Annotated in this window: 22 protein-coding genes; 11 read left to right on the plus strand and 11 right to left on the minus strand. The window is 72.2% G+C overall.

Annotated elements, in window-relative coordinates:
* The first annotated feature begins 4 nt into the window (after positions 1-4).
* Both ACZ6RT_RS33890 and ACZ6RT_RS33895 read left to right on the plus strand, forming a co-directional pair.
* Positions 5-649, plus strand: a complete 645-nt coding sequence (locus tag ACZ6RT_RS33890) for a nucleotidyltransferase domain-containing protein (protein ID WP_399196621.1) — start codon at positions 5-7, stop codon at positions 647-649.
* Positions 646-1410, plus strand: a complete 765-nt coding sequence (locus ACZ6RT_RS33895; RefSeq protein ID WP_399196620.1) for a nucleotidyltransferase domain-containing protein — start codon at positions 646-648, stop codon at positions 1408-1410. Before ACZ6RT_RS33890 ends, ACZ6RT_RS33895 begins: the two co-directional genes overlap by 4 nt.
* A 9-nt stretch (positions 1411-1419) precedes the next feature.
* Here the strand turns inward: ACZ6RT_RS33895 and ACZ6RT_RS33900 are convergent, their stop codons facing one another.
* The 3 genes from ACZ6RT_RS33900 to ACZ6RT_RS33910 form a co-directional block, all read right to left on the minus strand.
* Positions 1420-2616, minus strand: coding sequence for an MBL fold metallo-hydrolase (locus ACZ6RT_RS33900; RefSeq protein ID WP_470158036.1), 1197 nt, complete (start codon positions 2614-2616; stop codon positions 1420-1422).
* 94 nt (positions 2617-2710) lie between these two features.
* The gene (locus ACZ6RT_RS33905) at positions 2711-3013 is read right to left on the minus strand and encodes a thiamine-binding protein (protein ID WP_425582738.1); all 303 of its coding nucleotides are present in this window, start codon (positions 3011-3013) and stop codon (positions 2711-2713) included.
* A 97-nt stretch (positions 3014-3110) separates the two neighbouring features.
* The gene (locus tag ACZ6RT_RS33910; RefSeq protein WP_470158038.1) at positions 3111-3887 is read right to left on the minus strand and encodes an MOSC domain-containing protein; all 777 of its coding nucleotides are present in this window, start codon (positions 3885-3887) and stop codon (positions 3111-3113) included.
* A 38-nt stretch (positions 3888-3925) separates the two neighbouring features.
* Here ACZ6RT_RS33910 and ACZ6RT_RS33915 point away from each other — a divergent pair, with 38 nt between their 5' ends.
* From ACZ6RT_RS33915 to ACZ6RT_RS33930, 4 genes are all read left to right on the plus strand, one after another.
* Positions 3926-4618, plus strand: a complete 693-nt coding sequence (locus ACZ6RT_RS33915) for an endonuclease V (protein WP_470158040.1) — start codon at positions 3926-3928, stop codon at positions 4616-4618.
* A gap of 2 nt (positions 4619-4620) precedes the next feature.
* Positions 4621-5586: an ankyrin repeat domain-containing protein gene (locus ACZ6RT_RS33920; RefSeq protein ID WP_399196616.1), complete on the plus strand. Its 966-nt coding sequence runs from the start codon at positions 4621-4623 to the stop codon at positions 5584-5586.
* A 76-nt stretch (positions 5587-5662) separates the two neighbouring features.
* A complete protein-coding gene (locus ACZ6RT_RS33925; protein WP_399196615.1) occupies positions 5663-6211 on the plus strand; it encodes a hypothetical protein in 549 nt (182 codons plus the stop codon).
* A 135-nt stretch (positions 6212-6346) separates the two neighbouring features.
* Complete coding sequence (locus ACZ6RT_RS33930) at positions 6347-7018, plus strand: NAD(P)H-binding protein (RefSeq protein ID WP_470158042.1); 672 nt, start codon at positions 6347-6349, stop codon at positions 7016-7018.
* Positions 7019-7121: 103 nt separating this feature from the next.
* On the opposite strand, the gene ACZ6RT_RS33935 is transcribed toward ACZ6RT_RS33930, so the two are convergent.
* The 3 genes from ACZ6RT_RS33935 to ACZ6RT_RS33945 all read right to left on the minus strand — a co-directional run bounded on the left by ACZ6RT_RS33935 (position 7122) and on the right by ACZ6RT_RS33945 (position 8504).
* Positions 7122-7370: a helix-turn-helix domain-containing protein gene (locus ACZ6RT_RS33935; protein ID WP_470158044.1), complete on the minus strand. Its 249-nt coding sequence runs from the start codon at positions 7368-7370 to the stop codon at positions 7122-7124.
* The gene (locus ACZ6RT_RS33940) at positions 7370-7867 is read right to left on the minus strand and encodes a DUF2975 domain-containing protein (protein WP_399196612.1); all 498 of its coding nucleotides are present in this window, start codon (positions 7865-7867) and stop codon (positions 7370-7372) included. Before ACZ6RT_RS33940 ends, ACZ6RT_RS33935 begins: the two co-directional genes overlap by 1 nt.
* Positions 7868-8099: 232 nt before the next feature.
* The gene (locus ACZ6RT_RS33945; protein WP_470158046.1) at positions 8100-8504 is read right to left on the minus strand and encodes a RidA family protein; all 405 of its coding nucleotides are present in this window, start codon (positions 8502-8504) and stop codon (positions 8100-8102) included.
* A gap of 146 nt (positions 8505-8650) precedes the next feature.
* On the opposite strand from ACZ6RT_RS33945, the gene ACZ6RT_RS33950 reads away from it, so the two are divergent.
* On the plus strand, positions 8651-9130 hold the full coding sequence (locus ACZ6RT_RS33950) for an OsmC family protein (RefSeq protein ID WP_470158048.1): 480 nt from the start codon (positions 8651-8653) through the stop codon (positions 9128-9130).
* A gap of 11 nt (positions 9131-9141) precedes the next feature.
* Here ACZ6RT_RS33950 and ACZ6RT_RS33955 read toward each other — a convergent pair whose 3' ends face one another.
* Positions 9142-9732, minus strand: a complete 591-nt coding sequence (locus ACZ6RT_RS33955; RefSeq protein WP_399196608.1) for a TetR/AcrR family transcriptional regulator — start codon at positions 9730-9732, stop codon at positions 9142-9144.
* A 71-nt stretch (positions 9733-9803) separates the two neighbouring features.
* Between ACZ6RT_RS33955 and ACZ6RT_RS33960 the strand changes: the two genes are divergently transcribed.
* Both ACZ6RT_RS33960 and ACZ6RT_RS33965 read left to right on the plus strand, forming a co-directional pair.
* Positions 9804-10376, plus strand: coding sequence for a dihydrofolate reductase family protein (locus ACZ6RT_RS33960; RefSeq protein ID WP_470158077.1), 573 nt, complete (start codon positions 9804-9806; stop codon positions 10374-10376).
* A 175-nt stretch (positions 10377-10551) separates the two neighbouring features.
* Positions 10552-11598 (plus strand): GlxA family transcriptional regulator, encoded by a 1047-nt coding sequence (locus ACZ6RT_RS33965; protein WP_399196607.1) that lies wholly within the window; start codon positions 10552-10554, stop codon positions 11596-11598.
* On the opposite strand, the gene ACZ6RT_RS33970 is transcribed toward ACZ6RT_RS33965, so the two are convergent.
* Both ACZ6RT_RS33970 and ACZ6RT_RS33975 read right to left on the minus strand, forming a co-directional pair.
* Entirely contained in the window at positions 11570-11983 is a 414-nt protein-coding gene (locus tag ACZ6RT_RS33970; protein ID WP_470158050.1) for a nuclear transport factor 2 family protein, read from the minus strand. The genes ACZ6RT_RS33965 and ACZ6RT_RS33970 overlap by 29 nt on opposite strands.
* Before the next feature lie 158 nt (positions 11984-12141).
* On the minus strand, positions 12142-12462 hold the full coding sequence (locus ACZ6RT_RS33975) for a hypothetical protein (protein WP_399196605.1): 321 nt from the start codon (positions 12460-12462) through the stop codon (positions 12142-12144).
* A 484-nt stretch (positions 12463-12946) separates the two neighbouring features.
* Between ACZ6RT_RS33975 and ACZ6RT_RS33980 the strand changes: the two genes are divergently transcribed.
* Positions 12947-13429, plus strand: a complete 483-nt coding sequence (locus tag ACZ6RT_RS33980; RefSeq protein ID WP_399196604.1) for a GNAT family N-acetyltransferase — start codon at positions 12947-12949, stop codon at positions 13427-13429.
* A 55-nt stretch (positions 13430-13484) separates the two neighbouring features.
* Here ACZ6RT_RS33980 and ACZ6RT_RS33985 read toward each other — a convergent pair whose 3' ends face one another.
* Both ACZ6RT_RS33985 and ACZ6RT_RS33990 read right to left on the minus strand, forming a co-directional pair.
* Positions 13485-14564 (minus strand): hypothetical protein, encoded by a 1080-nt coding sequence (locus tag ACZ6RT_RS33985; protein ID WP_470158052.1) that lies wholly within the window; start codon positions 14562-14564, stop codon positions 13485-13487.
* 280 nt (positions 14565-14844) lie between these two features.
* Positions 14845-15306 (minus strand): hypothetical protein, encoded by a 462-nt coding sequence (locus ACZ6RT_RS33990; protein WP_399196602.1) that lies wholly within the window; start codon positions 15304-15306, stop codon positions 14845-14847.
* A gap of 408 nt (positions 15307-15714) precedes the next feature.
* Here ACZ6RT_RS33990 and ACZ6RT_RS33995 point away from each other — a divergent pair, with 408 nt between their 5' ends.
* Complete coding sequence (locus ACZ6RT_RS33995) at positions 15715-17319, plus strand: M4 family metallopeptidase (RefSeq protein WP_470158054.1); 1605 nt, start codon at positions 15715-15717, stop codon at positions 17317-17319.
* Positions 17320-17330: the final 11 nt, after the last annotated feature.

Here is a 17330-nt window from a genome sequence, read left to right on the forward strand (position 1 = left end):
GGAAGTGGAACACGTCCCCGATCACCTGGTCCTGTCGGTGGTGGTCGGCTCGCGGGCGTACGGCCTGGAGGTCGACGGCTCCGACACCGACCGGCGCGGCGTCTTCGTGGCGCCGACGCCGCTGTTCTGGCGGCTGGACAAGCCGCCCACGCACGTCGAGGGGCCGCTGCCCGAGCAGTTCTCCTGGGAGGTCGAGCGGTTCTGCGGGCTCGCGCTCGAGGCCAACCCGACGGTGCTGGAGTGCCTGTGGTCCCCGGTCGTCGAGCACGTCACCCCGGTGGGCGAGGAACTGCTCGCCCTGCGGGACGCCTTCGTCTCCGGACGCGCCTGCCGGACCTTCGTCGGGTACGCCGACGCGCAGTTCCGGCGCCTCGACCCGGAGCGGCCCCGCTGGAAGCAGGCCATGCACATGATCCGCCTGCTGCTCAGCGGCCTGCACCTGGTCCGCCACGGCGAGCCGCTGGTCCGGATGGACGCCCACCGCGACCGGCTTCTCGCGGTGCGCCGGGGAGAGGTGCCCTGGGACGAGGTCGACCGCTGGCGCCGCGACCTGGTCGCGGCGTTCGGCGACGCGGGCGTGCTGCCCGCCGAGCCCGGCCGGGAGCGCGTGGAGGAGTTCCTGGTGCGGACCAGGCGGGCGGCGCTGTGACCGTCGTGCTGCCCTCCTGGCTGCCCGAGATCCCCGCCGGGCAGGCGTACCGGAGCGTCTTCGCCACGGTCAGCGGCGCGCACCTGTACGGCTTCCCGTCGGACGACTCCGACGTCGACCTGCGCGGCGTGCACCTGCTGCCGCTGGAGGAGATCGTCGGCCTGCGCACGGGCCCGGAGACCCTCACCCGCTCCTGGGTGCGCGACGGCGTCGAGGTGGACCTGGTCACCCACGACCTGGCCAAGTTCTGCCGCCTGCTGCTGCGCCGCAACGGGTACGTGCTGGAGCAGCTGCTCTCCCCGCTGGTCGTGGCCACCTCGCCGGTCCACCGGGAGATGGCCGCGCTCGCCCCGGGCTGCGTCACCCGCCACCACGCCGGTCACTACCTCGGTTTCGCCCGTACCCAGTGGCGGCTGTTCGAGCGGTCGGGTGAGCTCAAGCCGCTGCTGTACACCTTCCGCGTGCTGCTCACCGGCCTGCACCTGATGCGCACCGGGGAGCTGGAGGCCGACCTCACCCGGCTGCCGGGCGGCCCCGCGTACCTCGGTGACCTGGTGGCCGCCAAGCGCTTCGCCGAGCACGGCCTGCCGCCCGCGGACGCGCCGGGCCCCGAGCGGCTGGCGGACGACGTCGCCCGGCTGACCGCGCGGCTGGAGGAGGCGCGCGACGCCTCCCACCTGCCCGGCACCGCGCCGGCCGCGGACGCGGTGCACGACCTCGTCGTCCGCACCCGCCTGTCGGCCGGGCCCCGGGACGCCTGACGTCGCGGGTCAGAGCCTCGGGAAGGGCGACTCGTCGTTCGGCTCCCCGGCCTGTACGGGTTCCCGGGGAAGGGAGGACGCCGCGGTCCCGCCGCCGTGCAGCAGCTCCCACCAGCTCTCCAGCATGGGCACGTCCACGGTGTCGACGCGCTCGCCGGGACGGGGGACGGCGATGCGCACGCCGCGGGCCTTGGCCTCGTGCCACAGCCGGTCGACCGGCTCGGCCCAGGGGTGGGTGGCCAGGGCGAAGGTCGCCCAGTGGACCGGCAGGAGCAGCCTGCCGCCCAGGTCGAGGTGGGCGTCGACCGCCTCCTCGGGGTCCATGTGGATGTCGGGCCAGGCGTCGTTGTAGGCGCCGATCGGCATGAGCGTGAGGTCGAACGGGCCGTGGGCCGCGCCGATGGCGGCGTAACCGTCGAAGTATCCGGAGTCGCCCGCGTAGAAGACCCGCTTGCCGCTTCCCGCGATCACCCACGAGCCCCACAGCGTGACGTTGCGGTCGAAGGTGCGGCCGGAGAAGTGCCGGGCGGCGGTGGCGACGAACCGCAGGCCCGCGACGGTCGCCTCCTCCTCCCAGTCGAGCTCGACGATCCGCGGGGCGGGCACGCCCCAGCGCTCCAGGTGGGCGCCGATCCCCAGCGGCACCAGGAACGGCGCGGTCTGCAGCGCGGTGAGGCGGCGGACCGTGGCGCGGTCGAGGTGGTCGTAGTGGTCGTGCGAGATCACGATCGCGTCGAGCGGCGGAAGACCGGCCAGGGGCACCGGCACCGGGTGCAGGCGGCGCGGGCCGGCCAGCTGGGTGGGCGAGGCGCGCCTGCTCCACACCGGGTCGAGGAGCACCCTGCGGCCCTCGATCTCCAGCAGCGAGGTGGCGTGGCCGTACCAGATGACGCTCAGTCCCGTCGGGGACGGCCCGCCGGACGGGGTGGTCACCACCGGGACCGGCGCGGCCGGGCGGCGCTCGACACGGTTGGCGAACATGTGCCAGAAGATCTGGCGCGCGCTCTGCGCCGAGGGCACGAAGCCACCGGGCGTGGAGTTGCGGAAGACGCCGTCGTGGAACTGCGGCGAGCGGCGCATCCGCTCCAGGCGCTCGCCCTCGGCCCTGCCGCCGAGCTCGGCCGGGATGTCCTTCAGCACCCACCCGGCCGCGGCCAGTGCCGCCCCGCCCGCGAGGAGCCGCCCGATCGATCTGCTGCCCGCCATGTCGCCACACTCCTGGAGTCGTCCGTCCCTGCAGAACGATCCCGTCCGGCGAGGTGTTCCCGCGACGCCCCGGGCGAGGCCGGAGCAGGGGCCGCTACCCGGCCAGGTGGCGTTCGACGGTGGCCACCTTGGCCTCCAGGCGGCCGGGCGATCCCTCGCGGATGTCGGCCTTGAGCACGAGGCTGACCCGGCCGGCCCGCGCCTCCACGGCCGCGACGGCGTCCCTGACGACGGTCATCACCTCGTCCCAGTCCGCGCCCTCGATCGTGGTGAACATGGCGTCGGTCCTGTTCGGCAGTCCGGAGGCGCGCACCACGCGCACCGCCTCGGAGACGAGCTCGCCGACGTCCTCCCCCGTCCCGATCGGAGTCACGCTGAACGCCACGAGCACCGACATGCCGCACCTCTCCCGAATCCTGAATCCCGAATCACGCACCCGAACCCCGCGGGCCTTCTCCGGAAACCTTAGCCCCGGCCCCGCGGCAGGCCCGGTATCAGGACGGTCCGGCGGGCCGTTCCCCCGGGACCGGACCCGGGACGACGGTGACGTCGTCCCCGAGGCCGACGGCGCCGGGGCGGGTGACCCGCATGATCACGCCGAACCTGTTGCGGTGCTCGGCGATCAGCCACTTCTGCAGCTCGGGCCGGCGCTCGCGGCCCAGCGGGTCCCAGCTCGGCACGACGCACCTGACGCACGGGCCCGTGCGCTCGCCGGCGATCGAGAGCTCGGCCCCTCCGACGGTGATCACGGTGCCGGGCTCCCAGTCCTCCTCGTCGAAGGCGGGGGCGTCGATGTCCAGGTGCAGGTTGGGCCGGAACCGCTCCACCTCCACCGGCGTGCCGAGCTCCTCGCCCAGCGCGGCCAGGGACCTGTCGAAGGTGACCAGCACGGTCATCGACCGGTCGTGCTGCCCGTCGGCGGCGCGCAGGCTCAGCGGTGTGTTCAGCGACTCCGTCAGCGCGCCCCTCAGGCCGGGGGCGTCCCACTCCCAGACGGTCCCGTCCGGCGCGGTCAGCGCCGGCGCCCGCCCGTCGTCGCCGCTCAGGGACGCGGGCTCGCCCGCGTATCCGGCGCGCCAGTGCAGCATCTCCGGCCGGTGCCGTACGGTCAGCACCTTGCCCGCGTGGCTCTCGCGCTCGTCGACGAGCGCGTAGGCCCGGTCGCCGATCAGCCCCCGCCCGTCGAAGTGGCCCCGGCGGAGTTCCTCACCCCGCAACGACTTGACCGGCCACCGGAGAATCCGCTGGACGGTTCCAAAATAAGACGTCATAAGCTAAAAGTAGCGATCATGCAGTCATGAGGGGACAAATGCCGCTTACCGTGATGGAAGCCGAGGCCGTTCAGGCGGAACTCCGGCAACTGCTCGACCTGACCGGTCCCGGCCCGCGGAGGCCGGCCCGGGTGGCGGGAGTGGACGTCGCCTACGACGGGGACAGGCTCGCGGCGGCGGTCACCGTGCTGGACGGCACGACGCTGGAGGTCGTCGAGGAGATCGCCGTCGACGGGCGGGCGAGCTTCGGCTACGTCCCCGGGCTGCTCGCCTTCCGCGAGGTCCCCTCCCTGCTGGAGGCCCTCGGAAGGCTGTCGGCGCCCCCGGACCTGGTCGTCTGCGACGGGTACGGCCTGGCGCACCCGCGCCGCTTCGGGCTGGCCTGCCACCTGGGCGTGCTCACCGGGCTGCCCACCATCGGGGTCGGCAAGACCGCCTTCGTCGGCGTCCACGCCGAGCCCGCGGCCGAGCGCGGCTCCTGGACCGACCTGACGCTGGACGGCGACGTCGTCGGCCGCGTGCTCCGCACCCGGGACGGGGTCAAGCCCGTCTTCGTCTCGGTGGGCCACCGCGTCGACCTGGACACCGCCTGCCAGAACGTACTGGACCTGACACCCCGGTACCGCCTTCCCGAGACCACCCGTACCGCCGACCGCCTCTCCCGGAGGAGACTGGCCGAAAACCGTCGTACCGGGCTGGTTGAATCCGCTCAGCACGACGAGACGAGGTGAACATGGGCGACGAGGAGTGGGCCGAGGACGCCGACGCGTGGCGCGACACCAACCTGGCGCAGATCCGCAGGCACCTGGCGGACGGCTTCGACCCGGGCCGCAGGCTGCCGTGGCTGGGCACGACGCCCATGCACCAGGCCGCCAAGGAGGGCGCCGCCCAGGTGATCGAGCTGCTGCTGGCCTCGGGGGCGGGGGTGGACCCGGTCGACGCCGACGGTGTCACCCCGCTCTGGGAGGCCGTGCGCCACGGCTGTGACGACGCCGCGCGCGTCCTGCTCGCCGCGGGGGCCGACCCCTGGCGGCCGTGCATCGCGGGCCGCTCCCCCGGCGTCCAGGCGCTCTTCACCGAGATGGCCGGCCTGTTCTCCGGCCTGCCCGGCGCCCCGGGCGTCAGCCCCCGCCTGCGCGAGCTGCAGGACACCGTCGACGCGATGATGTTCTCGTACGAGGACTACAACGAGGGCCTCTGCGTCGCCTTCGTCGGCGAGGTGAGCGAGGACGAGGTGGTCCGCCGCCTGGGGGCCGCGCCGGAGCTGTACCCGCCGATGGACATCGCCGAGCTGTGGCGCGCCGAGCAGGAGGCCCCGGTGGAGACCCTGCGGGTGGCCAGCCCTCCGGGCGGCGGGGTGGTGCTCTTCCAGACCGACGGCATCCTGCCGGTGCACGACGCGGTCGGCCGGGCGGTCACCTCGGGCGGCGGGGTGCTGGCCGGGTCGTTCCCGTTCGCCAGCCCGTCGGTCGACATCTGGCGGGACGGCTTCCACACCGGGCGGCCCTCGGTGCACGAGCAGCTCTCCGACGACAGCATCTTCGAGCTGTGGATGTGCCGCTTCGGCGACTGCGGGGCCCACCCCTCCACCTCGACCGAACGCGCCCTGGGCCTGATGTCGCTGCTCACCTCCACCTACATCACCGAGGAGTGGCTGTGGAGCACCCCGATGCGGCTGGTCCCCTTCGACCCGGGCTGAGCCGGGTGGGCCCCGGGTGCGGGACTTCGGTGCCCGGCGCGCTGAAGTGACCGGGAATGGGTAGAGTCGCACGACGATGAGACAGCACACGATCACCGCCCTGTGGGAAGAGGTCCCCGACGACGCCGACGACCTCGTCGTGGTGCGCGGCGGGTTCCGGATCTACCGGTGCCTGTGCGGCGTCCGGCTGGCCGACCGGGCCGCCGCCGAGCTGCACGCCTCGGAGACCGGCCGGTGCACCACCTGCCTGGGCGGCACCGTCGAGGACATCGTGCCCGGCTTCTCCCAGCCGTGCACGGCCTGCGCGGGGACGGGCCGCCGCGGGGTCCAGCTGACCTGGCAGCTCGCCCACCTCGAGGCCCAGACAGTGATCACCGACGAGCTCGTCCGCGATCTGATCGCCCCCTTCACCGGGCCGTTCCGGCTCTCCCAGGTCGCCGACCTGGTCCGCGACACCCTCGGCCTCCCGCCGGGGCGCCTGCCGGTCGGGCCGCGGGTCCGCGACGTGCTGCGCGGCCTGGAGGCGGCGGGCGAGCTCGTGCTGGTCTCCGCGCCGAACGAGCTGCTCCGCGGCACCACGGTCGTGCTCTACCGCGACCCGCACTGGGAGCACGTCACCCGCTGAGCCGGCTTCGCGGGCTCCCACCGGATCGGTCGCGTACCCGATCCCGGTCGTGACGGCGCCGCCACCGGGTGATGAGGGCCCTCTCGTGCGAGGCTGTGTCCGAGCGCGCCGTGCGGTGCGGGGAGGGCAGGGACCATGAGGGTATTCCAGATCGGCGCCGCCGGAGGCGTGGGACGCCGGCTCGCCCCGCTGCTCACCGCCCGCGGCGACGAGGTCACCGGCATGATCCGCGACCCCGCCCAGGAGGAGACCGTACGCGCGACCGGTGCGGTGCCCCTGGCCGGGGACCTCGTCGAGGACTCCGTGGACGAGCTGGCGCGCAGGCTCCGGGGGCACGACGCCGTGGTGTTCTCGGCCGGGGCCCACGGCACCGGCATGGACCGGACCACCGCGATCGACGGCAAGGGGCTGGAGAAGGCCGCCGACGCGGCCGCCCGCGCCGGGGTGTCGCGCTTCGTGCTCGTGTCGGTGTTCCCGGACGCGGGGCGCGGCCGCGAGCCCGTGGAGGGCTTCGAGCACTACATGCGGGTCAAGAAGACCGCCGACGTCCACCTCACCGGCACCGGCCTCGACTGGCTCATCGTCCGGCCGGGCACGCTCCTGGACGAGCCCGGCACCGGGCGCGTCAGCGCGGGCCCGGCGATCGAGTACGGCGACGTGCCCCGTGACGACGTCGCGGCGTTCATCGACGCGGCCCTGCACGAGCCGGCCCTGAACCACGCCATCGTCGAGCTCACCACCGGCGGGACCCCGGTGGCCGAGGCGGTCGCCCGGCTGGTGACCCTGACGGGCCGGCGCCCCTCCTAGCCCGGTCCACCGCGCCGGACGCGGGCTCGGGACGCGGGCTCGGGACGCGGGCCGGACGCGTGCTCGGGACGCGGGCGCCGCCGGAGACCGGCACGGGCCCGCGTCACCCGTCCCCGGCCTCCCCGGCCTCCCCGGCGTGCCCGTTCTCCCCGGCCTCCCAGCGCAGCAGGTCCCCCGGCTGGCATTCGAGCACCTCGCAGAGCGCGGCGAGCGTGGTGAAGCGCACCGCCTTGGCACGGCCGTTCTTGAGCACCGCCAGGTTGGCGGGTGTGATCCCGACGCGGTCGGCGAGCTCGCCCACGGACATCTTGCGCTTGGCCAGCATCACGTCGATGTCGACGGCGATCGGCATCAGATGACCTCTTCCAGCTCGGCCCGCATCTGCGCCGCCTCGACGTCGCGCGCGACGGCCTGGGCGAGCAGCATCCGCAGCACGAGCACGACGAGGGCGACCCCCAGGACCGCCAGGGATCCCCCGCATATCAGCAGGACCACGCCCGGGGCGACCGGTTCGCCCGGTGCCAGCAGGACCGCGAGCGCGAACACCAGCAGGGCCGCCGCCACGATCGCGCCGATCACGATGTGCACGTACCGGAAGGCGGCGTGGGAGAACACCGTTCCGCGGCGCACCATCGTGACCAGCCTCCACACGCAGACCAGGACGACCTGGACCGTCACGACGCCCAGCACGATGATCACGAGAAGCGGGGTGCGCAGGTAGGCGAACTCCGCGTTGAACCCCTCCATGTCACTGGCCAGCAGCGGCACCATCACCGCCTGAACGAACACCGAACCCGCGAGCAACGCCACGAGCACGGCGCGCAACGCGAGCACTGCCAACTTTCCCATCGCCCCTCCTTCAATCGACTATCGATGAAAACATATCGACAATCGATAGGTGAAGCAACAGGACGGGGGCCGTCCACCAGGTGACCCTTCCGGTACGGCCGCGGCACGGCGTCCCGTCGTCGCCGGGGAGGGACACCCGCGGCCGGACCTAAGGAGGAGGACACACCGTCACGGGCTCGGCGGTCAGGAGCCGGAGGGGCCCCGCAGCGGCAGTGGCACCGGCCGCGACGGGTCACCCGGCGGCCGTCACCTCGATCTCCACCAGCCAGTCGCCGGCCGGCGTCTGCGCGACGATCACGGTGGTGGGAACGGTACGGCCGCCCAGCGCCCTCACCCGGGCCGCCGCGTTCGCCTCGGCGTAGGAGGCGTCGCGCAGGTAGCTGGTGAGCCTGACGACGTTGTCCACGGTCATGCCGGCCGAGGCCAGGATCGCGCGCAGGTTGGCCCAGACGAGGGCGAGCTGTTCGTCGAGCGTGGCTCCGGCGGCACCCGAGGGATCCAGTCCCATCGTCCCGGAGACGAACAGCAGCCGTTGCGCGTTGCGGACCTCCACCGCGTGGACGTAGTCGTCGGTGCTGGCGTACACCCCGTCCGCCGGGTCGTGGACGATGATCTCGATCTTCGGATTCGCGGTCATGGCGAGGATCCTGTCAGCGTTCCACCACCTCCCGCCGGGGGACTCCCGCGCGGCGACGCCGTGCGTCGCAACGGCCGGTACGCTCGCCGGTGGCGCCCGTGAGGGGGTGACCCGGGCGTCCGGGGCCCGTCCTCTACCCTCGATCCATGACGACGACGCACACCTATGACGTCACGGTCGAGTGGACGGGAAACCTGGGGCCGGGCACCGAGGACTACCGGTCCTACAGCCGCGACCACGAGATCCTGGCGGATCGCAAGGCTCCGATCGCCGCCTCCTCCGACCCGGCCTTCCGCGGCGACCCCGCGCGCTGGAGCCCCGAGGAACTGCTCGTGGCCTCCGTGGCCCAGTGCCACATGCTCTGGTACCTGCACCTGTGCGCCGTCGGCGGGGTCACGGTCGTCGAGTACGAGGACCGTGCCCACGGGGTCATGACGATGGACGAGAGCGGCGGGGGCGGCCGGATCACCGAGGTCGTGCTGCGTCCCGAGGTGACGGTCGCCGACCCGTCGATGACGGAGAAGGCCCGCGCCCTGCACGGCGAGATCCACGCGCTGTGCTTCATCGCCCGCTCGGTGAACTTCCCCATCACCCACCTGCCCTCGATCCGCGTCCGGGGGGCGTAGGCACCGCGTCCTCAGTCGCGCCCGGCCCCGCGCGGGTTCATCACGCGCTGCACGGCGGCGTCCACCAGCTCGCGGACCTCTTCCTCGGTGAAGATGTCGGGCAGCGTCAGCCGTTCCAGGATGAGCCAGTTCAGGGCGAGGTAGAGGAGCACCACCGAGGTCGAGTCGCCGGGCAGGCCCGACTCGGCGTGGTAGCCCACGTTGGCGTCGATGTCCTCGCGGATCCGCTTCGTCAGCACGGCGCGCAGCTCGGGGCGCCGGGTGGACTCCAGCCGGAGCTCCAGCAGGGCCAGGTAGCCGGTGTCGAAGGCGGCGATCCGGGCCAGCAGCTCGTGCATGAGCTCGGTGTAACGGGCCTCGTCCTGAACGCCCTCCCGGCTCCGGGCGAAGGTGGCCTCGTCGGGCAGCAACCGCTCGTAGATACGCCCGCCGACCTGGGTGAACAGGTCGTCGCGGTTGGCGAAGTAGTTGGAGGCCGTCCCCGGGGGCACGGCCGCCTCCGTGTCGACGGCCCGGAAGGTCAGCCCCCGCGCGCCCTCCCTGGCCAGCACCTCGATGGCCGCGTCGATGAGCGCCAGCCGCCGCTCGGGATTTCTCCGCACTTGACATCACTCCAGATGTAGTACTACGTTCAGATCACTTCATCCAGAGTACTACATTTAAGGTGATGCCCGTGCGAAAGCTCGTCTACTACATCGCCGTCTCGCTCGACGGCTACATCGCGGGTCCCGGCGGTGAGTTCGACTTCTACCCCGTGTCGGAGGAGATGGCCGCCTGGATCAACACCCGCTATCCCGAGACGCTCCCCACCCACGTCCGCAGGCACGTCGGCATCGACGACGTACCGAACAAGGTCTTCGACACGCTGGTCATGGGCCGCGGCACCTACGAGCCCGCCCTGGCCGTCCCCACCACCAGCCCCTACGCCCACCTGCGCCAGTACGTCGTCTCCGGCACGCTGACGATCGACGACCCGGCGGTCGAGGTGGAGACCGGTGACCCGGTCGAGCTCGTCCGCCGACTCAAGGCGGAGGACACCGGCATGGACATCTACCTCTGCGGCGGCGGCAGGCTCGCCGGTTCCCTGCTCCCGGAGATCGACGAGATCATCCTCAAGAGCTACCCCGTGGTGGCGGGCGCGGGCATCCCGATGTTCTCCGGAGGGTTCGACCCCACCATGTTCACCCCCACCCGGCGCGAGTCCTTCGACAACGGCGCCCAGGTCACCTGGCTCACCAGGACCTAGGACCACGGGACCCGGCGGGGCGGGGAGGCTCAACGGCCGGGTGGCCGGATGCGCCGGGTGACCGACTTCTCACACCCCGAACCGGGGAGCAAATCCCCGTATCGGTGGCCGTCACCCGACCCGGTCGCCTCCAGCCCTCAGGGCCCTTTGTCCCCTCCTGGCATAGGGTCGTGCCATGAGTGAGCGTCGCGTCATCGTCGTCGGGTACGACGCCGCGGAGTTGCTCGACATCGCCTGCGTGACCACGACCCTGGTGATGGCCAACACCCAGGGGGCCGCTCCCCCGTACCACGTCCTCGTGGTGACCCCGGGCGGGCATCCCATCGTCTGCGGCACCGGCCTGACGCTGCAGGCGCAGGGGGCGCTCGAACGAGTGACCGGGCCGCTCGACACGCTCATCGTGTCGGGAGGGATAGGCCACCGGGCCGCGGCCGGCAACCGGCTGATCGTGGGCCACGTCCGCCGCCTGGCGCGCGAGAGCCGTCGCGTCGCGTCGGTGTGCACCGGGGCCGAGATCCTGGCCGGCGCCGGGCTGCTCGACGGCCGCCGGGCGACCACCCACTGGCAGTGGGCGGACGACCTCGCCGCGCGCCACCCGGGGGTCACCGTCGACCCGGGCCCGATCTTCGTCCGCGACGGGGACACCTACACGGCGGCCGGTGTCACCAGCGCCCTGGACCTCACGCTGGCCTTCGTCGAGGACGACCACGGCGCCGAGACGGCCCGCAAGGTGGCGCAGCACCTGGTGACCTACCTGCAGCGGCCCGGCAACCAGGCGCAGATGAGCATGTACACCGCCACCCCGCCGTCGGACAACGTCCTGGTCAGGCAGATCGTCGACCACGTGACGGGGAACCTGGACGCCGACCTGGCCTCCTCCACGCTGGCGGCCGGGGCGGGCGTGAGCGAGCGGCACCTGACCCGGCTGTTCCTGAGACACCTCGGGCAGACCCCGGCCCGGTTCGTACGGCGGGCCCGCACCGAGGGCGCCGCACACCTGCTGGCCTCCACCTCGCTGCCGATGAGCGCCGTGGCGAGCCGCTGCGGGTTCGGCACGACCGAGACCCTGCGCCAGGCGTTCGTCGACCGCTACGGCGTCCCGCCCTCGCGCTACCGCTCCACGGCGTCCTCCGCGCGCTCCGGCCGGGCGGTGCCCGTCCGGCACCCCGGGGGTCACGGGCCTTCCGGGGACGTCAGCCCTCGCGCGTCCAGGCGAGCGTGATCCGCGACTCGCGGAACCGCCAGCCCGCCGGCGTCCGTGCCGCGGTGCAGGCCAGGCGCAGGCCGCTCGTCAGGTGGGGCGCCCGGCCGTCGCGGTAGAAGTACACCAGCGAGTTCGCCGAGGCGACCGCCCGGTCGCCGTCGACGTCCACCAGCAGGTCGGTCGTCAGGTGCTGGGTGCGCTCCCCCTCGACCTCGCTCCCCCGCAGATAGCCGACGATCTCGTCGATGCCGTGGAGCTCGCCCCCGCGCGGCGAGCGCACCACCACGTCGTCGGTGTAGACGGTGCCCGCGTCCTCCCACCGCGCCTCGTCGAGCAGGTGCGCGAGACGGGTGAACAGGCCGGCGATCTCGACACGGTCGGCGGTCAGGGTGTCCGTGGACATGAGGACTCCATTTCGTAGGTCATTCCAACATTGGTATCACCAACTATATACAGATCCCTTGGTTTCACCAACGATATTCGACGGCCTCGCGGAAGAGATCCCCGCCCGGGAGCGCGGAGCGCCGGAGGCGAAGTGGTCCGCTTCCGGGAAAGACGGAGCTATCCGGCCAGGAGCTTGCCGACCGCCTGGTGGGAGACTCCGAGGAGCAGGCCGATGTCGCGATGCGGGAGTCCCTGTTCGTGCAGGTGCCGTGCGGTCCGGCGCGAGCGGCTGACCGCGTCCTCGCGCAGCCTGTCGGCCTCCCGCCGGACCTCCCTGGTCCGTGCGACCTCCGCCGCGAGGTCGTCCCCGAGCACGGGAACGACCGTGATACGCCAGGTGGCCGCGAGCCGACCATCCGATTCGGCGGCGAGCAGGGCCTCCCGCTCCCCGAGGATGCCCCTGGCCGTCAACTCGTTGATCTCAACGTCGCGCGGCACGATCACCGCGTCCCCCGGACGTACCACTTGTCACGACCACCGCCGTGCACGTCGGGCCTTCCAGGAGAACTCGAAGCCGTACCGCCTGGCCAGGCGCGCCGTTCGAGCGAGCAGGTCATTGCGTTTCACTCAGGGGAGCCAATGCGGTTGCCACCATCAAGGCAATGCGTTTGCCTTTACGTCCGCATGGATTCCACCTGCACCGCTTTCGGGCACGATGCCCGTTCGAGCCACGGGACCGGCCACGCCGGGCATCTCATTCCGGAGTTCCATGAACAAGCGGGGTCCACCGTCCACGACGCCTCGGCGGAGGCCGGTCGACGTGTCGCCCGCTGGCGGGCTATCGTGGCGCGCATGGAGTGCTTCGCCGCCTGGCGTACCCGCCGCTGAGGGCCGGCTCACCGTCCGCACCGGGCCGTGAGCGGGCCGACCGATGCCTTTTTCCATCCAGGTGTCACGCCCTCAGCCTGAAAGGCGCACTTCCATGCTCATCCGTCCGTTCGTCCAGCATGACCTGGCGCGGCTCACCGAACTGACCATCGAGACGTTCCGGCCGTTCTACGAGGAATCCTTCCGCCCCCTGGTGGGCGAGGTCGTCTTCGCCAACCAGCACGGCGACTGGCGCGCCGACTACCGCGAGGAGGTCGCCGAACTCCACGCCCCGGAGCGGCACAGGCACGTCGCGGTCGCCGAGATCGGCGACGCGGTCGCCGGTTACGTGGCCTGGAGCGTCGATGTGGCTCGCAGGAACGGGACCGTCTCGCACCTCGCCGTCCAGGCCGAGCACCGCCGTCACCGCGTGGGTACCGCGCTGTGCGAGCACGCCTTCGACCGGATGCGGGCCCTCGGGGCCGAGGTGGTCGAGATCGGCACCGGCGGCGACCCCTTCCACGCACCCGCCAGAGCCCTCTACGAGAAGCTCGGGTGCACCATGCTCCCCGTCGCCGTCTACTACAGGACGCTCTGACCGCACCTTCCGGACGGCAGGCCGGGATCGCCCCGCGCGCTCCCGGCCTCGCCGGTCAGGCGGGCGGGGCGAGGTAAGTGATCATCGAGGGCTGGTCGGACGGGGTGGTGCCGGTGTAGCAGGAGACGTACCGGATGCTCACGTACATGGCGTAGAGCTGCGAGGGATGGGACAGGTTGCAGAACGCGGGCCCGGGCCCGGTGGCGGTGACCTGCACGTTGTCCACGTACATGTTGACGATCCCGGAGACGGTCACCTGCTTCCTGCCGACCGCCGGGCGCTGGATCCCGACACCCATGCCGTGGGAGTTGTGGTTGACGGCCGACGGGACCGGCACGTAGGAGCCCGCGGTGGCGGGCGCGTTGTCGAAGGTGTAGGCCGAGTCGTACTGCGGGTACGTCGCTAGGACGGCGTGCGCCCGGTGGTAGGTCAGGCTCCATCCGGTGTCGAGCGGCGCGTCGTTCGCGTCGTGGCACCGCACCGCGATCCTCTGCTCGGCGGCCGTCGATGTCCATCCGCCCACCTTGCAGCGGGCCGGCACGGACGGGTTCACCGCGGTCACCTGGATGTTGCCGGCCAGGCCCGTCGTGCCGAGGCCGGGCAGGACGGCCTGCCATACTCCCGGGGTCGTCGCCGACCTCACCACGGAGTTCACGGCGGTCGCCGCCGAGGAGTTGAACTGCCCGGCCACCGCGGAGCCGTCCCAGTGCACGTAGCCGTACGCCTGGCGTGCGGGCAGGATCTGGGCGCTGTGCCCGAAGACGACGTAGAAGGGGATGAGGACCCGCTCCCCGCCATAACGGTGGCATCGCACCGCCACGATCTCGTCGGCGCCGGACTGCCGCCACTCACGAACCTGGCACCAGGCGGGGGCTCCCGACACCGCCGTGACGTGCGCGACTCCTCCGGAGGCGAGGCCGATCCGCGGGAACCTCACCAGCACCTCGCCCGGCTCCCCGAAGGAGCTCTGGACCTGGTACTCGACCGGCCACGTGCCTCGCTGGCGCTGGACGGTCGTGGTGGTGGGGCCGTTGACGACGAATGCGACCCCCCACGGGCCGGGAGGTCCGGCCACCCGGCCGTGCGCGGCGGCCGAGGCGGAACCGGCCCCGAGCGGGACCGCGAACACGGCCATGACACAGAGGATTCGCATGATCGCTTGCCGCACGTGTCGCATGTCGTCCTTCGTCCACTCCGGGGTGGATGGTCACAGGCATCCGGGGCGGGATCGTCCGGCGGCCTGACGCGAGGGCGGGGGCCTGCGGGCCCCGCAGCCCTTGATAACCCGGCGCGTGGACCCTGAGAAGACCCAACCTCACCCGGCGGCCGACGTCCCGGCGCCGGCCCCCGTCGGCGCCGGGCCTCGGCGCCCCCGCCGGATCGCCGGATCCGGCCGGGGCCGCCGAGCCGGGGCGTCAGCTCCCGCAACCGGCGTACTCGTCGCGGCGCCACAGCATGGCGACCAGCATCAGCGGGAACATCGCCATGTGAGCGATCATCATCAGGCCCTCGGAGTCGATGACGCCCGCCCACAGCAGGGGGAACAGCGGCACGACCGGGACGAACATGGCCGCGCACATCTCCAGGGTGGGGACCCAGCCATGCCCCCGGTAGCGCATCCAGACGACCATGCCGACCGACATGTCGAACGCCATCAGCAGGTAGGCGAGCTCGGGCTGCCGTTCCTGGGAGAACCCCAGGCCGACGGCACGCAGGAGCATGCCCAGGACGAACATCCCGACGAACATCGCGATGATCATCTCGACGTAGTGCCAGGCGAACCGGCCCCACCGGATGCGGGGACCCGCCGCCGTGCCGGCCGGGCCACCGTCCTGTGCCGCCGTGACCGGTCCGCGAGTCGGTTCTGTCTGTGTCATGTACCCACGGTCCCGCCGGACCGGCCGGGCGCCAACGAAAGCGGATCGACAGGTCCGGAAACCTGCGACCACTGTCTTTTCTGACCCGTACGGGGGCCTGTCCGGCCCGCGCGGGCGCGGGGACGAACCCCGGTCTCCCGCTCCGGACCGTGACGCTCCGGAGCCCTCCGCCTCCGTTCGCGTGATCCCCGATCCGCACCGGGCGGGCACAGCGGCGGGCCGACCACCGTCGTGTGCTGGGAGTACGCCGCTGCGGCGGTCCTGTCACACCGCCCATAGCACGACGTTATGGAACTTTGTGAGGTGTTCGACCGGCTTCTTCGATGTCAGCTTTGCGTGTAGCCCCCACCTGCAGGGCTCCTTGCATCCCTCCTACCCCCCAAGGGACATCGAGAGGAGTCACCCCGCGTGAACTCGAAGCTCAAGGTCGGCGCCGTGGCCGTACTGGCCGTCGCCGCCCTGACCACCCCCTCCGCGGTGAACGCCGCCACCGCGCCGGTGAACCCCGCACGCGCCGCCTCCGCGGAGCCGCCGGTGTACGCGCCGCCGAGCGCCGAGGCGCGCGCCCAGGCCGTCGCGACCGCCAACGCGACCCTGGCCGCCAGGGCCGACCTCACGCTCAAGGGAGAGAACGAGAAGTTCAACCTGGCCGCCAACGTCTCGGGCGTCAAGGGTCTGCAGTACCTGACCTACTCGCGCAGCTACCGCGGCCTGCGGGTCCACGGCGGTGAGGTGGTCGTGGCCACCGACCGGTTCGGCGAGCAGGTCGGCTCGGTGAACTCGGGCCTGCAGAGCAGGATCACGATCGACGTCACCAGCAGGGTGGACGCCGCCACGGCGTCGGCCACCGCCCGCGCGCAGCTGCCGACCGTGGAGAGCGTGGGCACCCCCGAGCTGGTCGTGCACGCGACCACCACGACGCCCAGGCTGGCCTGGGAGGTGGTCGTCAACGGCGCCACCCAGGAGGCCCCGAGCGTCCTGCACGTCTTCGTGGACGCGCTCGACGGGTCGATCATCGAGTCCTACGACGACGTCCGCGCCGGCACCGGCAACAGCTACTACAACGGCAACCCGGTGACCATCCAGACGTCGGGGTCGAGCGGCTCGTACTCGATGACCGACACCACCCGTCCCGGCCTGCGCTGCGGCGGCCAGAACGGCGCCGTCTACACCAAGTCGACCGACAACTGGGGCAACGGGTCCGGCACCAACCTGGAGACCGCGTGCGTCGACGCCCTGTACGCGGCGCAGAAGCAGTGGGACATGCTCCGCACCTGGCTGGGCCGCAACGGCGTCACCGGCACGGGCCGCTCCTACCCCGCGCGGGTCGGCCTGGCCGCCGTCAACGCCTACTGGAACGGCAGCTACACCAGCTTCGGCCGTAACTCGGCCAACACCCGGCAGGCCACCCCGATGGACGTGGTCGCCCACGAGTACGGCCACGCCATCTTCCAGAACTCCGGAAGCGGCGGCGGTGGCAGCGGCAACGAGTCCGGCGGCCTGAACGAGTCGACCGGTGACATCTACGGCGCGCTGACCGAGCACTACGCCAACCAGCCCGCCACCCTCGACCCGCCGGACTACCTGGTGGGCGAGGAGGTCAACCTGTCCGGTTCGGGGGAGATCCGCAACATGTACAACCCCTCCGCCAAGGGGCACCCGAACTGCTACAGCTCCTCCATCCCCTCCACCCCGGTGCACTCGGCGGCCGGCCCGCAGAACCACTGGTTCTACCTGCTCTCCGAGGGCACCAACCCGGTCGGCAAGCCGGCCAGCACGGTCTGCTCGGGCCCGACGACCCTGACCGGCATCGGCATCCAGAAGGCCGGCCAGATCTTCCAGTCCGGCCTGAACACCAAGACGGCGCCGTGGACGCACGCCAAGGCGCGCCGGGCCACGGTGGCCGCGGCCAAGTCGCTCTTCCCGGGAAGCTGCGTCGAGGTCAACGCGGTCAAGGCCGCCTGGACCGCGGTGAACGTACCGGCCGCCAGCGGCGAGGTGGCCTGCCCGTGACATCGGGTGAT

It is taken from the genome of Streptosporangium sp. NPDC050148 (genome assembly GCF_055586505.1).

Coding starts and splice junctions, on each gene's coding strand:
- ACZ6RT_RS33900 (WP_470158036.1), bottom strand. CDS start 2,616: ATGGCGGGCAGCAGATCGATCGGGCGGCTCCTCGCGGGCGGGGCGGCA.
- ACZ6RT_RS33905 (WP_425582738.1), bottom strand. CDS start 3,013: ATGTCGGTGCTCGTGGCGTTCAGCGTGACTCCGATCGGGACGGGGGAG.
- ACZ6RT_RS33910 (WP_470158038.1), bottom strand. CDS start 3,887: ATGACGTCTTATTTTGGAACCGTCCAGCGGATTCTCCGGTGGCCGGTC.
- ACZ6RT_RS33915 (WP_470158040.1), top strand. CDS start 3,926: ATGCCGCTTACCGTGATGGAAGCCGAGGCCGTTCAGGCGGAACTCCGG.
- ACZ6RT_RS33920 (WP_399196616.1), top strand. CDS start 4,621: ATGGGCGACGAGGAGTGGGCCGAGGACGCCGACGCGTGGCGCGACACC.
- ACZ6RT_RS33925 (WP_399196615.1), top strand. CDS start 5,663: ATGAGACAGCACACGATCACCGCCCTGTGGGAAGAGGTCCCCGACGAC.
- ACZ6RT_RS33930 (WP_470158042.1), top strand. CDS start 6,347: ATGAGGGTATTCCAGATCGGCGCCGCCGGAGGCGTGGGACGCCGGCTC.
- ACZ6RT_RS33935 (WP_470158044.1), bottom strand. CDS start 7,370: ATGCCGATCGCCGTCGACATCGACGTGATGCTGGCCAAGCGCAAGATG.
- ACZ6RT_RS33940 (WP_399196612.1), bottom strand. CDS start 7,867: ATGGGAAAGTTGGCAGTGCTCGCGTTGCGCGCCGTGCTCGTGGCGTTG.
- ACZ6RT_RS33945 (WP_470158046.1), bottom strand. CDS start 8,504: ATGACCGCGAATCCGAAGATCGAGATCATCGTCCACGACCCGGCGGAC.
- ACZ6RT_RS33950 (WP_470158048.1), top strand. CDS start 8,651: ATGACGACGACGCACACCTATGACGTCACGGTCGAGTGGACGGGAAAC.
- ACZ6RT_RS33965 (WP_399196607.1), top strand. CDS start 10,552: ATGAGTGAGCGTCGCGTCATCGTCGTCGGGTACGACGCCGCGGAGTTG.
- ACZ6RT_RS33970 (WP_470158050.1), bottom strand. CDS start 11,983: ATGTCCACGGACACCCTGACCGCCGACCGTGTCGAGATCGCCGGCCTG.
- ACZ6RT_RS33980 (WP_399196604.1), top strand. CDS start 12,947: ATGCTCATCCGTCCGTTCGTCCAGCATGACCTGGCGCGGCTCACCGAA.
- ACZ6RT_RS33985 (WP_470158052.1), bottom strand. CDS start 14,564: ATGGCCGTGTTCGCGGTCCCGCTCGGGGCCGGTTCCGCCTCGGCCGCC.
- ACZ6RT_RS33990 (WP_399196602.1), bottom strand. CDS start 15,306: ATGACACAGACAGAACCGACTCGCGGACCGGTCACGGCGGCACAGGAC.